The 14552-nt window shown below is 67.4% G+C and carries 16 protein-coding genes; 12 read left to right on the forward strand and 4 right to left on the reverse strand.

Going from position 1 to position 14552, the window contains the following annotated elements:
• Positions 1-2: 2 nt before the first annotated feature.
• Genes AMS65_RS12130 through AMS65_RS12165 form a run of 8 tightly spaced genes read left to right on the forward strand, consistent with a single transcriptional unit; the run spans position 3 to position 6963 of the window.
• Positions 3-791, forward strand: a complete 789-nt coding sequence (locus tag AMS65_RS12130; protein WP_053384419.1) for an SDR family NAD(P)-dependent oxidoreductase — start codon at positions 3-5, stop codon at positions 789-791.
• A complete protein-coding gene (locus AMS65_RS12135) occupies positions 791-2353 on the forward strand; it encodes an acyl CoA:acetate/3-ketoacid CoA transferase (protein WP_053384420.1) in 1563 nt (520 codons plus the stop codon). Before AMS65_RS12130 ends, AMS65_RS12135 begins: the two co-directional genes overlap by 1 nt.
• Positions 2354-3421: a LacI family DNA-binding transcriptional regulator gene (locus AMS65_RS12140; RefSeq protein WP_053384421.1), complete on the forward strand. Its 1068-nt coding sequence runs from the start codon at positions 2354-2356 to the stop codon at positions 3419-3421.
• Entirely contained in the window at positions 3418-3837 is a 420-nt protein-coding gene (locus AMS65_RS12145) for a MaoC family dehydratase (protein WP_053384422.1), read from the forward strand. Before AMS65_RS12140 ends, AMS65_RS12145 begins: the two co-directional genes overlap by 4 nt.
• A gap of 34 nt (positions 3838-3871) precedes the next feature.
• Positions 3872-4312, forward strand: coding sequence for a hypothetical protein (locus tag AMS65_RS12150; RefSeq protein ID WP_053384423.1), 441 nt, complete (start codon positions 3872-3874; stop codon positions 4310-4312).
• The gene (locus AMS65_RS12155; protein WP_053384424.1) at positions 4309-5034 is read left to right on the forward strand and encodes an SDR family oxidoreductase; all 726 of its coding nucleotides are present in this window, start codon (positions 4309-4311) and stop codon (positions 5032-5034) included. The genes AMS65_RS12150 and AMS65_RS12155 overlap by 4 nt, the downstream gene beginning before the upstream one ends.
• Positions 5028-6191, forward strand: a complete 1164-nt coding sequence (locus AMS65_RS12160; RefSeq protein ID WP_053384425.1) for a glycerate kinase — start codon at positions 5028-5030, stop codon at positions 6189-6191. Before AMS65_RS12155 ends, AMS65_RS12160 begins: the two co-directional genes overlap by 7 nt.
• 58 nt (positions 6192-6249) lie before the next feature.
• Positions 6250-6963: a DUF1345 domain-containing protein gene (locus AMS65_RS12165; protein WP_053384426.1), complete on the forward strand. Its 714-nt coding sequence runs from the start codon at positions 6250-6252 to the stop codon at positions 6961-6963.
• On the opposite strand, the gene AMS65_RS12170 is transcribed toward AMS65_RS12165, so the two are convergent.
• The 4 genes from AMS65_RS12170 to AMS65_RS12185 all read right to left on the reverse strand — a co-directional run bounded on the left by AMS65_RS12170 (position 6944) and on the right by AMS65_RS12185 (position 11683).
• Positions 6944-7510: a cysteine hydrolase family protein gene (locus AMS65_RS12170; protein WP_053384427.1), complete on the reverse strand. Its 567-nt coding sequence runs from the start codon at positions 7508-7510 to the stop codon at positions 6944-6946. The two genes, AMS65_RS12165 and AMS65_RS12170, sit on opposite strands and share 20 nt — an antisense overlap.
• Complete coding sequence (locus AMS65_RS12175; RefSeq protein ID WP_053384428.1) at positions 7507-8931, reverse strand: purine-cytosine permease family protein; 1425 nt, start codon at positions 8929-8931, stop codon at positions 7507-7509. Before AMS65_RS12175 ends, AMS65_RS12170 begins: the two co-directional genes overlap by 4 nt.
• 99 nt (positions 8932-9030) lie before the next feature.
• Positions 9031-10680: a BCCT family transporter gene (locus tag AMS65_RS12180; protein ID WP_306455229.1), complete on the reverse strand. Its 1650-nt coding sequence runs from the start codon at positions 10678-10680 to the stop codon at positions 9031-9033.
• 46 nt (positions 10681-10726) lie between these two features.
• The gene (locus AMS65_RS12185) at positions 10727-11683 is read right to left on the reverse strand and encodes a flavin reductase (protein ID WP_053384430.1); all 957 of its coding nucleotides are present in this window, start codon (positions 11681-11683) and stop codon (positions 10727-10729) included.
• 127 nt (positions 11684-11810) lie between these two features.
• Here AMS65_RS12185 and AMS65_RS12190 point away from each other — a divergent pair, with 127 nt between their 5' ends.
• The 4 genes from AMS65_RS12190 to AMS65_RS12205 all read left to right on the forward strand — a co-directional run.
• On the forward strand, positions 11811-12506 hold the full coding sequence (locus AMS65_RS12190) for a GntR family transcriptional regulator (RefSeq protein WP_053384431.1): 696 nt from the start codon (positions 11811-11813) through the stop codon (positions 12504-12506).
• 40 nt (positions 12507-12546) lie between these two features.
• Complete coding sequence (locus AMS65_RS12195) at positions 12547-13212, forward strand: amino acid synthesis family protein (RefSeq protein WP_083451670.1); 666 nt, start codon at positions 12547-12549, stop codon at positions 13210-13212.
• Positions 13209-13772 carry an amino acid synthesis family protein gene (locus AMS65_RS12200; protein WP_241489432.1) on the forward strand — a complete coding sequence of 188 codons (564 nt, stop codon included), beginning with the start codon at positions 13209-13211 and terminating at the stop codon, positions 13770-13772. The genes AMS65_RS12195 and AMS65_RS12200 overlap by 4 nt, the downstream gene beginning before the upstream one ends.
• 25 nt (positions 13773-13797) lie before the next feature.
• A partial coding sequence (locus AMS65_RS12205; protein ID WP_053384432.1) for an alpha/beta fold hydrolase occupies positions 13798-14552 on the forward strand: 755 nt, incomplete at its 3' end.

The following is a 14552-nucleotide window of genomic DNA, read 5'->3' on the forward strand; positions in this document are numbered from 1 at the left end:
CAGTGCACCACACCGAAACACCGACCACCCGGGCTGTCTCGCCCGGCGGCCCGCCTCTGCGGGGCCGCACCGCTCTCATCACCGGCGCTGCCGGCAGCCTCGGCTCCGATATCTGCCGTGAGCTGGCCCGCTCGGGCGCCGACATCGCCGTGCACCACCTGGACACCCCGTCCGAGGCCGAGGCGCTCGCCGAGGAGTTGCGCACGCTGGGTGTGCGCGCCGCCGTGGTCCAGGGCGACGTCGTGACCGAGGCGCAACGCATCGTCACCGACACCGAATCCGCGCTCGGCCCGATCGACGTGCTCGTCAACAACGCCGGCTACATGGACGAGCGCCCGATGCTCGAGACCCCCTTCGAGATCTGGCAGCGCACACTGGACATCGATCTCACCGGCGTCTTCCTCATATGCCAGGCCGTCCTGCCGGGCATGACCGAGCGAGGCCGGGGCAACATCATCAACGTCAGCTCGCAGCTCGCGTTCAAGGGCGGCGTCTCGGTCGCGCCCTACTGCGCGGCGAAGGCCGGCGTCGTCGGCCTCACCCGCGCGATGGCGCGGGAGTTCGGTCCGGCGATCCAGACCACCGCGGTCGCACCGGGGCCTCTCGAAACGGCGATGACGCAGCCGTTCGCGGACGAGGCATGGCTGTCGGCCCGAACCTCGGGACTCGTCATCGGCAGACTCGGCCAGACGCATGAGGTCGCGCCGGTCGTGGCGTTCCTCGCCGGGGATGGCGCGACGCTGCTCAACGGACAGGTGATCCACTGCAACGGCGGAGGGGTGATGCAGTAATGGCACGACGACGCGGACAACCGCCGGTGATCTCCGCGGCTGAGGCGGTAGCACTCGTCGCGGACGGGGATACGCTCCTCATCGAGGGATCGGGCGGCGGCATCATGGAACCGGACCGGCTGCTCGCCGCACTCGGCGAGCGGTACCGGGAGACGCAGTCCCCGAAGGGTCTGACGCTCGTGCACACGACGGGTATCGGCGACCGAGCCGGCGCGGGCATGGACCACCTCGCGCAGCCCGGGCTCGTCCGTCGCGCGGTCGCGGGCAACTGGGGCATGGCCCCGGAGATGTCCCGCATGGCGCTCGCCGGCGAGTTCGAGGCCTACAACTTCCCGCAGGGCGTCATGGCTCAGATGTGCCGCGAGATGGCGGCGCGGCGTCCGGGAGTGACGACCCATGTCGGCCTCGGCACCTTCTGCGACCCGCGGGTCGACGGCGGCAAGCTCAACTCGCGCACCACGGAGGATCTGGTCTCCATCGTGAACCTGCACGGGAAGGAGTGGCTGCACTACCGCTCCCAGGTCCCGACCATCGGTTTCATCCGCGCGACGACCGCGGATGAGGACGGGAACCTCTCGATCGAGCACGAGGCCGCGCGCCTCGAGGTGCTCGCCATCGCCCAGGCGGTGCGCAACAACGGCGGAACCGTCATCGCCCAGGTGAAGCGCCGTGCCGCGAGCGGTTCCCTCGATCCGCGCACCGTGGTGGTGCCCGGATACTGCGTCGACGCCGTCGTCGTGGTTCCGGATCAGCGGCAGCTCGTCGAGTACGACTACGAGCCTGCGCTCTCCGGCGAGGTGCGCGGACCGATCTCGGGAGTCTCGGTCATGCCCCTGACGCCGCGCAAGGTCGTGGGCCGTCGCGGTCTGCAGGAGATCTCCTACGACGACGTCGTGAACCTCGGGGTGGGCATCGCCGACGGGGTCGCCGCAGTTGCAGCGGAGGAGGGATGCTTCGATCAGTTCATGCTGACCGTGGAGCAGGGCCTCATCGGCGGCATTCCGGTCGGCGGAGTGAGCTTCGGCGCCTCCTACAACCCGGTCGCGATCATCGAGCAGCCCGCGCAGTTCGACTTCTACGACGGCGGCGGTCTCGACATCGCCTTCCTCGGTTTCGCGCAGTTCGATCGGAACGGCAACATCAACGTCTCAAAGTTCAACGGTCGTCTCGTGGGATCCGGCGGCTTCATCGACATCACCCAGAACACCAAGACCGTCTGCTTCTGCGGCACGCTCACGGCGGGCGGGCTCGAGGTCGAGATCGGCGACGGACGCATGTCGATCGTGGCCGAGGGCCGCCATGCCAAGGCCGTCCCCGAGGTGGAGCACATCACCTTCAACGGCAGATGGGCCGCGGAGAGGCGACAGCGCGTGCTGCTCATCACCGAGCGGGCGGTGCTGAGCTTCGAGGAGAACGGGTGGCACCTGATCGAGGTCGCTCCCGGCGTCGACATGCAGACCGAGGTGCTCGACCTCATACCGTTCCCCGTTCAGGCGACGGAAGTTCGGTTGATGGATGAGATCCTGTTCATTGATTCGCCGATGGAGTGGAAGGTTGAATAAATGGAGTTCAAGGATCCAACGGACGGCCGGCGCTCGGATTCGGTCACGCTCGGAGACGTCGCGGCCCACGCGAACGTCTCTCTGACGACCGCTTCGCGGGTGCTCGGCGACTCGAGCCACCCGGTCTCCCAGAAGACCAGGGACCGCGTGCTGCAGGCCGCCTCCGAGCTCGGATACTCCGCCAGCCCGCTCGCCCGAGCGCTCGCCAGCAAACGCAGCCGCATCATCGGCGTCATCGTGCCCGACAACGTCGACTCCTACTTCGCGGAGATCGCCCGCGGCATCGATGACATCGCGAACGAGGCCGGCTACCTCACGATCATCTGCAACGCGGAGCGGGACAGCCGACGTGAGATCGACCACATCCAGATGCTGCGCACGTACAACGCCGCGGGCGTCGTGTTCGCGGGATCCGGAACCCACCTGCACGATGAGGACGCGGAGCGCCTCGCCCGCACAGTGGACACGGTTCGCAGCGAAGGGATGGTGGTGATCTCACTCGCCACGCGGGACTTCGCCTGCGACGTGGTGAGCTACGACAACGTGGAGGCCTCGCGCGCGCTCGCGCAGTATCTGATCCAGCTCGGACATCGCGAGATCGCCTTCATCGACGGCACCGCGGGCGTCTACTCCGCCGAGCAGCGCCGCGAGGGCTACGAGATCGCGATGCGCCAGGCCGCTCTCGAACCCCGCATCATCCCGGGCAACTTCGATTCCGACTCCGGCACGAATGCGGCCATAGCCCTGCTGTCGCAGGGCCAGCTGCCGGACGCCGTGATCGGCGCGAACGATCAGACGGCCGTGGGCGCGATGACGGCGCTCCGCCACGCCGGCCTGCAGATCCCGGACGACGTCTCGATCGCCGGTATCGGCGGCACCCGGCTCGCAGCGCTCGTGGACCTCACCACCGCGGCCGCACCCTTGTACGAGCTCGGAGCGACAGCCGCGACCCGCGTCATCAGCCCTGAAGAGGCCGGCCCGGTCGAACCCGTGCTCCTCCCTCACCGGGTCATCGTCCGTCAGACCGCAGGTCGCAAGGCGCCCCGGTCGAACGGAGCGATCCCATGAGCACCATTCCCCGGGACTTCGACATCGAGCACGAAAGCGTCTTCGCGAAGACGGTCGGCGAGTACGACATCTACTCGTTCGCCGGCATCACGGGCGATTTCAGCCCGAACCATGTCAATGCCGAGTTCATGTCGGAGACTCCCTACGGCGAGCGCATCGCCCACGGCGTGCTGATCCTCGGCTACGCGTCGACGGTGGCATCGCAGTACGTCCGCGAGACCGGGGCCAAGGCGGTCTCCTACGGCTACGACCGCGTCCGTTTCATCGGCGCAGTGCGCATCGGCGACACAGTCACGCTCAGGTATCGAGTGACCGGCGTCGATCGGGAGCTGGGCCGCACGACCGCCTCGGTCACCGCCGTGAACCAGGTCGGCGAGACCGTACTCGCGGCCGAACACATCCTCCACTTCATCTGAACCACCCATCACCCACGGAAGGAGGCGGGTTGCGATGACGCCACCCGGCCAGAGCATTCCAGAGCACCCGGAATCGCTGCCCTACGAGCGAGAACTCGGAGGCGCTCGCGCCCTCATCTACGATCTCCGCGCCCGCATGGAAGACCCCGATGCGAGCCTCGTCGTCGACGCCACCGCGCGACTCGCGGAGTGGCTCATCCCGAACGCGAAGAGCGACCGCCACGAGCCGCTCACCGTCGTGCTCATCGACCCGGACGACGCCGGGCCCGCGCTCGCGCCCAGCGTCGAAGCGCTGTACGCGTCGCTCCGCGTCATGGTGAACTCCGTCGCACTCGAGCGGCCGCGCACGCACCTCACGACGATCCGGGTGGACTCGGGATCCCTCAGCGCTCTCGAGGACACCGTCGCCTATCTCGCGAAGCCCGCCGGGGCCTTCGTCACCGCAGCGAGCATCGATGTGAGGAGCGCAGCATGAGGATCCTGATCACCGGAGCCAGCGGCGGCATCGGCGGCGCGGCAGTGCTCCGAGCTCTCGAGGACGGCCACGAGGTCTACGCGCACGGACGCGATGCCTCCCGCCTCGCAGGGCTCGCCGAACGCGACGCGGAGGTCATCACGGGAGACCTCGCGACCGAGGAGGGGCTCTCGGCGCTCTCCTCGAGGTTCGACCGAGCACCGCTCGACGCCGTCATCGCGGCCCAGGGCGTGCCCGGGGGCGGTGCGATCGATTCCTTCACCGATGCCGAACTGCGCCGAGTGCTCGAGGTCAACTACCGCTCGGTCGTCCGTCTCTTCCGGGCCCTGCGCACGGGCGCCCTGCAGGCCGGGTCGCGCTACGTCGTGGTGGCCTCGCAGGCATCGCTCCGATCCGAGCCCTACGACGCCGTCTACTGCTCGTCGAAGTGGGCGGCACTCGCGTGGGCCGAGGCGCAACGGAAGATCGAGGGCGATTCGGGCGTGCGGATCCGGTCCCTCTGCCCCGGCCGCACGGTCACGCCGCTGTTCGATGACGCGATGGCCTCGTTCGCCGCGGCGCGGGGCCTCTCCCTCGAGGATTTCACGGCCGACACGCTCGAGCTGATCCCGCTTCGGCGCTTCGCCTCTGCGACCGAGACCGCGGAATCGGCGCTCTTCCTCGCCTCGCCCGACCCCCGCCCGGCCGTGCTCGCGCAGACCGGCGGTGAGGTGCCGTGGTAGCGGTCCTCGTCTGCCCGGACTCCTTCAAGGGATCGCTCACCGCCGCCCAGGCGACGGCGGCCATCGCCGCCGGCGTCCTGGAGAGCGGCCTCGACCGCGCCGAGATTCTCCGCTGCCCACTGGCCGATGGTGGAGAGGGGTCCCTGGGGCTGATCGCCGAGCGCTGGGACGTTCCGCTCGAGCAGACGAAGACCGAGGATCCTCTCGGTCGCCCGCATACGGCGCGCTGGGCCTTCCTCCCCGACGACGAACGGGCCGTGATCGAACTCGCCGAGGCGAGCGGTCTCCCGCTCGTACAGGACCTCCCGCTCCGGGTTCTCGACGCGCATACGCGCGGCACCGGTCGCCTGATCTCCGATGCGCTCTCCCGCGGTGCGCGCTCGATCACGCTCTGCCTCGGCGGGTCGGCCACGGTCGACGGCGGGGTGGGGATCGCCCACGCGCTCGGAGCACGCTTTCTCGACGGCGAGGGCGAGGAGCTGCCTCCGACGCCTCGAAGCCTCGGCGAGATCGCCGCGATCGACCTCTCTCGTGTCGTTCCCGAAGCGTTCGAGGCGGAGTGGAGCCTCCTCGTCGATGTCACCAATCCGCTCACCGGCCCTCAGGGGGCAGCGGCGGTGTTCGGACCGCAGAAGGGCGCCAGCCCCGAGGAGGTGGCGCTGCTCGAAGCGGGTCTCGCGTCCCTCGCCGGGCTGCTCCGCGAACTCACCGGCCGCGACGCGTCCGGTCTGCCCGGAGCAGGCGCAGCCGGCGGTGCGGCGCTCGTGCTGCACGCGGTGTTCGGAGCCGAGATCGTGGGCGGGGCCGAGCATCTCGGCCTGCTGGTCGGCCTCCCCGAGCTCATGGCCCGAGCCGATGTCGTGTTCACCGGCGAGGGCCGGCTCGATGGGCAGAGCGGAGGCGGCAAGGTGGTCTCTCACGTCTCCGACCTCGCCGCGTCGGTCGCCGAACCGCCCCCGGTCGTGTGCCTGGCGGGCGAGGTGCTGTGCACACCGGCCGAGCTCCGCGGACTCGGCCTGACCGCTGCCTTCAGCATCGCCAACGGAGCTCAGACGCTCGAGGCGCTCATGAACGAGGCGGCGCCCGGTCTGCGGAGCGTCGCCGCCAACGCGACGCGGTCGCTCCTCGCGCTCTCAGGGGATCGCCCGAAACGCTGACGGCATCGTCCTGCGCGCTACTGCCCACGCGGACCGCCATCCTCTACAGTGGGGGATCATGTCCAGGTTGCACGCATTCCGCACCACGACCGGCGCCGTGCTGAGCATCTCCGGCGAGATCCTCGGCCTGCTCCTGCAGCTCGTGCTGGTGTGGCTGGGTGCCCACATCATCTGGGGCAGCGAGGGGCAGATCAACGAGGAGGAGGCGGTCATCCTGATCGTCTGGTGCCTCGTCGCCAGCCTGTACCTCGGCCTCACACTGCTCTGGCTCAACGTCCTCGTGCGCATCGACACCCCCGACCCGGCGGCCACGCGACTACTCGTCGGGCACCCGCTGACACGGATGCTCTCGATGGTGCTGACCTTCGGGGCGAGCCTGCTGGGGCTCACGGTGGCGCTCGACCTCATCACGAGCCTCGGACGGGACGTCCACAACCCCTTCCTCGAGCTCAGTGCGGTGTGGGCCATGCTGCTCTCGTGGGTGCTGTTCAACTGGGGCTACGCCCGCATCTACTTCTCGCGCTTCCACCGCGCCCCGCAGCCACCGCTCGAGTTCCCCGGCACCGACGATCCCCGCCTCGTCGACTTCGCATACTTCGCGTTCACCAACGCGACCACCTTCTCCGTCTCCGACGTGAAGGTGGTGCACACCCACATGCGCTGGACCGTCGTCTGGCACACGACGCTCGCGTTCTTCTTCAATGCGCTCATCATCGTGCTCACGATGAACGTCATCTCGAACGGATCGTTCTTCACCGAGCTCTTCGCGTAGTGCCCGCCATCGGGCCCACGAGTTCGGCGGTCGTCGCGAGCGTCACCATCGGGCCCAGCATCGCCATCAGTTCGAGCCCCTGTTCGTGCGCTCGCTCGGTCGCGCCGGCACAGGCGTCAACCGCCACAGTCACGTGTTTCCCCGCGTCTACCGCGCCGAGCACCGTCGCGAGCACACAACAGTCCGTGGCGACGCCACACACTACGATGCGGTCATGGTTCCGGGTGAGTTCCGCAAGCTCAGCGCCCCATTTGCCGAAGGTCGGTAGTGAGAGCACCGCGTCTGCCTCGGCGATCGGCAGCGTGAGGTCCCAGACCGACGAACCTTCAGGCTCGCGGCACCGCTCCCAGCGGTCATAGTAATCCTTCCAAGAACCGTGTTCGAGCGGGTCCCGAACGAATCTCGTCCACACCACGCGGTCGGCGAGAGCGGCAGTCAGCTCGCTCACCCGCTCAGCGGCATCGTCGTATCCGGCGCAGCTCCACTGGCTGTCAGGATCCCGGAAAATGCGCTGCATGTCGATGACAACGAGGGCCGCGGGACTCACACCGCTACCTTCTCGTGCTCGCGCCGGCCGCGCAACAGTCCCGACAGCGCAGGCAGCCGCCGAAGCGCGAAGTATGAGGCGAACGCAGCGAGCGCACCTACGGCAAAGGACACATCGCCGTATCGGGCGAACGCCGCCGAGAAAGGTCCCGTCCATATGGCCGAACTCCAGAAGAGCGACGATGCCGCGCACCCGATGATCCAGGCCACGAACCCCCACTCCACAGTACGGCGCGTGTCGAACAGCTCCCGCGTGGCAGCATCTCCCCGCTCGCGCATACGGAAGTAGTAGTCGAGCAGCAGTACCGTGCTGAACGGGACGACCAGATAGGCGAGCACGTTCAGGAAATCATAGAAGCTGCCGTAGGGATTCGTCTGCATCACCAGCGTCACGCCGAGGCTGATGGCCGCGATGAGGATCACTCCGACGATTCGGCTGACGGGAACTCGGATGGTGAGCAACGACAGCGAGCCTCCGTACAGATTCATCGCACTCACCGGCAGCGTCGATACGACCACAGTGATCATCGCGACGGGCATCCAGGCACCGGTCAGATCGGCGAGCGCGGGGATCGCATCCAGTTCGCCGGCGAAGCTCGAGACGAGCACTCCGATGCCTCCCAGCCACATCATCGCGAAGAACGTTCCCGCTGCGGTGTAGCCGGCGACCTTCGCGTGCGATGTGTTCTGCGGCAGGTAGCGGGAGAAGTCCGAGGCGAACGGCGTCCACGTCATCACATACGCGAAGAAGAACCCTGCGAAGGTCACCCACCCCCCGAGGACTCCCATGTAGAACGGAGCCTCCGGGTTCACGCCGACGCTCAGGTCCACCTGTCCGAGCGACAGCACCGTGATCACGGCGAAAAGGATCGCGAGCACCACGGTGGCGATCTTGTTGATGAGATGGATGAGGTTGTGGCCCCAGATCGCGAACACCGTCTGCACCCCGAAGATCGCGGCTGCGGCGATCCAGAACGGTACGTCGATGAGCATCTGCAGCGCGATGACCGCGAACACGGTGTTCACTGCGGTCCATCCGATCGCCGAGATGACCGTGAGCAGCGCGATGGGCACGAAGTTGCCGAAGTACCCCATGGGGCCTCGGGCCTGTATCTGCTGCGGCACGCCCATCTTCGTGCCGACGCCTGCGAGCAGACCCATCACGGTGGCGCCGAGTGCGGTGCCCACGGCTACTGCGGTGAGCCCCTGAATCACGGAGAGCCCGAAGAGGGAGGAGAAGAACCCGGATACCATCACCGCAAGCACCATGTTGGCGGCGAACCACAACGTGAACTGGTGGCGCGGGTGCCCGTGACGCTCGGTCAGCGGAATGTGGTCGGTGGAGAACGGCTCGGTACGCGTCAGCGAAGTGCCGTATCGAGGTTCCTGCGGAACTGATCCGCTGCTGGTCGTCTCAGACATTCGTAGGCTTCCTTTTCCTCAGAGCTGAGTGAATGGGGTGGAACGTTTGGAACTTCTGCAATGCATCACCGGGCGACAGCCCGATCGAACCGGGTGCGGCTAGTTCTTGTTCACCAGCCGGTCCAGCTGGTCCCGGGTCACGAGGTGGGTGCCCTCGAAGCGATGGTCGTGCCGCAGTTCCTTCACCAGCGATATGCCGAGCAGTGCGACGATCACGGTGAACGGCACCGCCGAGAGGATAGCCGCCTGCTGCAGCGCCTGCAGCCCGCCGACCAGGAGCAGCACGATGGCGCAGAGCCCCGTGAGGATGCCCCAGACGCCGAGCACCGGCCGCGGCGGGTTCGGCACCCCGCGCGTCGAGAGCGAGCTCAGCACGAAGGTGTTCGAGTCGGCGCCGGACACGAAGTACAGCACCACCATGATGATGGTGATCACCGAGGAGACCTCGGTGAGGGGCAGCTCGGCGAGCACCGCGAAGAACGTGGTGTTGGTGTCGGCGAGAGTCTGTTCGCCGATGTTGGTGCCCTTGAACATGTCGAAGTTGATCGCGGCCCCGCCGAAGATGGTGAACCAGGCGCTGAACACGAGTGTGGGCACGCCGAGCACGACGATGACGAACTCGCGGATCGTGCGGCCCTTCGAGATGCGCGCGAGGAAGATGCCGACGAACGCGCCCCAGCTCAGCCACCAGGCCATCATGAAGTAGGTCCACCACTGCATCCACTGCAGGTCCTCCGGGGTGCCCGGGGTGAGCAGGGCCACGATGGGGAACTCTCCGATGAACTGTCCGATGGAGCGGAAGTACAGGTTCGAGATGAAGCTCGTCGGGCCGAGGATCAGCACGAACAGGCCGAGCAGAGCCGCGCCGATCATGGTGATCTGGCTCGTCCACTTGATGCCCCGGCCGACCCCCGAGAGCGCGGAGAGCGTGAAGATGAGGGTGATGCCGGCGATGATGACGATCTTCACGAACAGGTCGGCGGGAAGCCCGGTCAGCCGGCTCACGCCCTCGGCGATCTGCGAGGCGCCGAGGCCCAGCGAGGTCGTGGTGCCGAACAGGGTCGCGATAACGGTGAAGATGTCGATCGCCTTACCCGCCCAGCCGTCCATGCTCTTGCCGAGCACCGGGCGCAGCATCGGCGAGACAAGACCGGAGTTGTGGCGCCGGTGGGTCGAGTACGCGATCGCCAGACCGAAGATGCCGAACAACGCCCAGGCGTTGGGGCCCCAGTCGAAGTAGGAGAACTGCATGGCAGCGACCGCCGCGTCCATCGTCTCCGGCTCGGCCCAGCCGTGAGGCGGATGCATGAAGTGACTCATGGGCTCCGCGGCTCCGTAGCTGATGAGGCCGATGCCCATCACGGCGCCGAGGATCATCGCGATCCACGCGATCGTGCTGAACTCGGGTCGGTCGTCGTCGGCGCCGAGTCGCACGCGGCCGAACCGGCCGAAGCCCAGGTAGAGCATGAGCACGATGCAGCCCAGGGTGACCACGAGGTAGGCCCAGCCGATGTTCTGCGCCGACCAGTTGGAGGCCGAGGTCATCACGCTGCTCACCTGCTCCGGTGACAGCGCTGCCCACACCACGAGAGCGCCGATCAGGCTGACCGATATCCAGAAGACCGCGCTCGGGCGCTTGCGCAGCTTCTCGGCCTCGATCACCGTCACCGATCGGGTCTGGAACCTCTCGTCCGTCTGATGGGTGCCCATCGCAAGCCCGTTCGTGGGCGGGTTCGTATCGTTACTCACGTCATGCACTTCCTCGTGTCGAGCGGTGTTGGATGGATCGATGGCCTCAGAGTTCGATGAGCTCGGCGCCGTCGTAGAAGCGACCGGCCTTGTAGATCATGGGCGCGGCCTCGGCGATCTCGGCGTGGGTGACCTTCGCGATGAAGACCGTGTGGGTCTTCGCCTGGAAGCGCTCCTTGATCTCGGCCTCGATCGAGGCCGCCGAGCCATCGATGAGCGGGCTGCCCGAGGGGCCGGCGTGCCACTCCACCGTCGCGAACTTGTCGTCGCCCTTCGAAGCGAAGACGCCCACGGTGCCGCGCTGCTCATTGCTCATGATGTTGATACCGAGATGCGTCGACTTGAAGAGCGACGCGTAAGTGCTCGTGGTCTTCTGCACGCACACCAGCACGAGCGGCGGCTCGAGCGACACCGACGCATACGAGTTCGCGGCGAGCCCGCGCGGCTTGCCGTCTTCGCCGATCGTGGTCACCACGGTGACGCCGGTGACGAACTGGCGGTTGAAGCCTTTCAGCGCGTCGAGGCCAGGCACCCCGCTGAGGTCGTCGACCACCACGTCAACGGGATCGGCCTCGAAGGCGGACTTGAGCGAGGGCACGCCGAGATCGGCGAGCAGTTCGCTCTGGTCCCAGGTGACGCGCTCCGCGATGATCCTGCCATCGCGGATCTCGAGCTGGTTCGACCCGCGCGTGCGCACACGGCTTCCCGTCGCGGGTACCCCCTGCAGGTCGTGGGTGAACGTTCCCTCCGAGTGCCAGAAGATCGCACCGTCGCCCGTCTCCTCGTCGACGACGATCTGATCGATCGTGGTGACGAGATCGGGGAACGCCTCGCGGGTCGCAAGGATCTCTTCTTTCAGCCCGATCGCGTTCGAGGTGCGGCCGGAGCGAGTGCTCTCTCTCGTGAACCCCGGGTGGAGGATCGCGTCGAAGGCATCGACTTCTCCTCGGTCCCAGGCGGCGTCCCATGCAGTTATGACAGCTTCCTTGATGTTGTGTTGCATGCAAGGAATACTAAGCTCACCCACACGAGGTGTCAACACTCCGGTAAAAACACGGGAATATCCCAAATTCCCCCTGATCTTTACTCGAGATGTTGCCCTATTCATGCATGCAAGATACTCTTGTTGCATGCAAGAAGCTTCGTTTCACAGCCGCATTCACCCGGGGAAGGACGCCGAGGTCCCCCTGCTCGACCGTCTACGCGGAATCGTCATCAGTGGATCGGTCGAGCCGGGCGACCTCCTCGGCGAGACCGCTCTCGCGGAGGAGTTCGAGGTCAGTCGCACCCCGATCCGCGAGGCGCTCAAGCAGCTCGAACGGGAAGGGCTGGTCGAGATCCGGCCCAGAGTGGGGACGTTCGTGCGCAAGCCGACGGCCCGGGAGATCCTCGAGCTCTTCCAGCTGAAGGAATCGCTCGAGGGTTTGGCCGCCGGACTGCTCGCGCAGCGCGGCGAAGTGCCCGAACTACGCAGCCTCATCCGCAACGTGGAGCACGAGCGGGAGGCGGTGCGGGCCGGGGACCAGGCCGCCTACGCCGCGCTGGTGCACGACTTCCATCACACGCTCGTCTCCGGTGCCGACAACCAGAAGCTCTCGGAGCACTACGAGCTGCTGATGAACCAGCTGGCCTACCACCGGATCGTCAGGCAGACCCTCACCTTGCCCGGTCGACTCGACCACTCGCTCAGCGAGCACTCGAAGATCGTCGAAGCCCTCCAGACGAAGGATCCGCTGACCGCCGAGCTGGCCACGCGCCGGCACGTCGCCCAGACGCGTCAATCGGCGACCATCGCGGCCTTCGAGGGTTCGCGCGACGACGCCTGAGCCCGGCAGACCACTTCAGAAGCACATCCCAGGAGCACCCATGACCCACTCCTCCCCAGCGACGAGAACCATCGATCTCAGCGCACGTTCCACGCTGACCGACTACGGTGACATCGCCGCGGCCGCGAGCCTGCGCAGGGTCTTCACCCAGTCCGAGGAGATCCCGCGCGACGGGGCGGAGCCGATCCTGCGCGCCACGGCGACCGCCGTGATCCGGAATCCTTGGCTCGGCACCGGCACCGATGCGGACCTGCAGCCCGAGACCAGGCGCATCGCACCGCTGCTCGCGAAGCTGCTCACCGATCGCCTGCTCGATGCGCTCGGCGGAGCCGCCGCGGTCGAGGCATTCGGCAAGGCCGCCCTGGTCGGCACCGGCGGAGAGCTCGAGCACGCCGGAGCACTCGTGCACACGCCGTACTTCGGCAATCTCGTGCGCGAGGCCCTCGGGGGCACCTCGATCATCTGCTTCGTCGACGGCAGAGCCGAGGCGGGAGAGCTGCTGCGCGTGCCGATGTGGCACAAGACCGCGGCGGCCACGCGCAGCCACTACCAGACCGTCGAGGTCAATCTCGCCGATGCGCCGCACCCGGACGAGATCGCCATCATCGCCGCGGCCTCGACCGGCCCGCGGCCGTTCGCGCGCATCGGCGACCGCACCACCGACCAACCCGTCACCTCTGAGATCCTGAAGGAGATCGAACTGTGAGCACCTCCGCAGTGAACCCCCGCAAAATCTTCACCATCGTCGAGGAGACTGTCCTCGAGGGCGGCCGCGCCGTCGATCCGATCCACCGCGTGGCCATTGTCGGTGCTGTGTTCGACAACCCGTGGGCCGGACAGGGCTTCGTCGAGGATCTGCTCCCGGGAATCAACTCGATTGCATCCGATCTCGGTGCGCTCCTCTCCCCCCGCGTCATGGAGGCCCTCGGCGCCCCCCTCGAGGCGTACGGGAAGGCGGCGATCATTGGCCTGAACGGCGAGATCGAGCACGGCTCCGGCCTGATCCACAACCTCCGCTTCGGCGACCACTTCCGCAATGCCGCGAACGCCACCACACTGCTGCCCGCGGTGGAGAAGCGGGGGCCCGCCGGCATCGCCTTCGATATCCCGCTGAAGCACTTCACCGACATGAAGATCCGCTCGCATCACCAGACGGTCGAGGTGCGTGTCGCCGACGCACCCCACGCCGACGAGATCCTCGTCGCCCTCGCGGGCGCCAACCAGGGCCGCCCGCAGCAGCGCCTCGCCGAGCTCGGCCAGGACTGATTCCCTCGAGACGGGAGACAACGCGATGAGCAGCCCCCAGACCCCGATCGTGCTGCTGCACGGCGTCGGCCTCGACCTCACGATGTGGGCTCCCCTCGTCGAACGGCTGGAGAACGACGGTCGCGCCGTCATCGCGCTGGACCTCCCGGGCCACGGTGCCCGGCCGCCGCTCCGCGAGCCGCAGACACTCGCATCGCTCGCGGACGACGTGCTCGCCCGTCTGCCGCAAGGGTCGGCGCATCTCATCGGCTTCTCGCTCGGCGCGCTGATCGCGCAGTACATCGCCCGCTACGCACCCGATCGGGTCGTCACGCTCACCTCCGTCAACTCGGTCTGCCGCCGCACACCCGCGGAGGCCGAGAAGGTCGAGGCCCGCCTCGCCACCGCCGGCGAGGACTTCGCCGAGGGAGTGGAGGCCTCCATCGAGCGATGGTATCCCTGCGGCACCACGGCGGTGCCGCAGGAGATCATCGATGCCACGCGCGCGACCCTGCTCGCCAACGACATCGAGTCGTATCTGCACTCCTACACCGTGTTCGTGCGCGGTGACCGCGAGATCGGCCCCGAACTCGGCGCGATCACGGTGCCCGCTCTCGCCATCACCGGCGAGCTCGATCCCGGCTCCACTCCGGAGATGTCCCGCCGTCTCGCTGCGGAGATCCCGGACTGCCGAGTACGGATCGTACCGAACACCCGGCACATGATGCCGGTCGAAGACACCCCGGCGCTCGCCGCCGCCATCACCGAATTCATCGTGGAATCGGAAGGATCCTCATCATG

This window comes from Leucobacter celer subsp. astrifaciens (assembly GCF_001273835.1).
Taxonomy (GTDB): Bacteria; Actinomycetota; Actinomycetes; order Actinomycetales; family Microbacteriaceae; genus Leucobacter; species Leucobacter celer.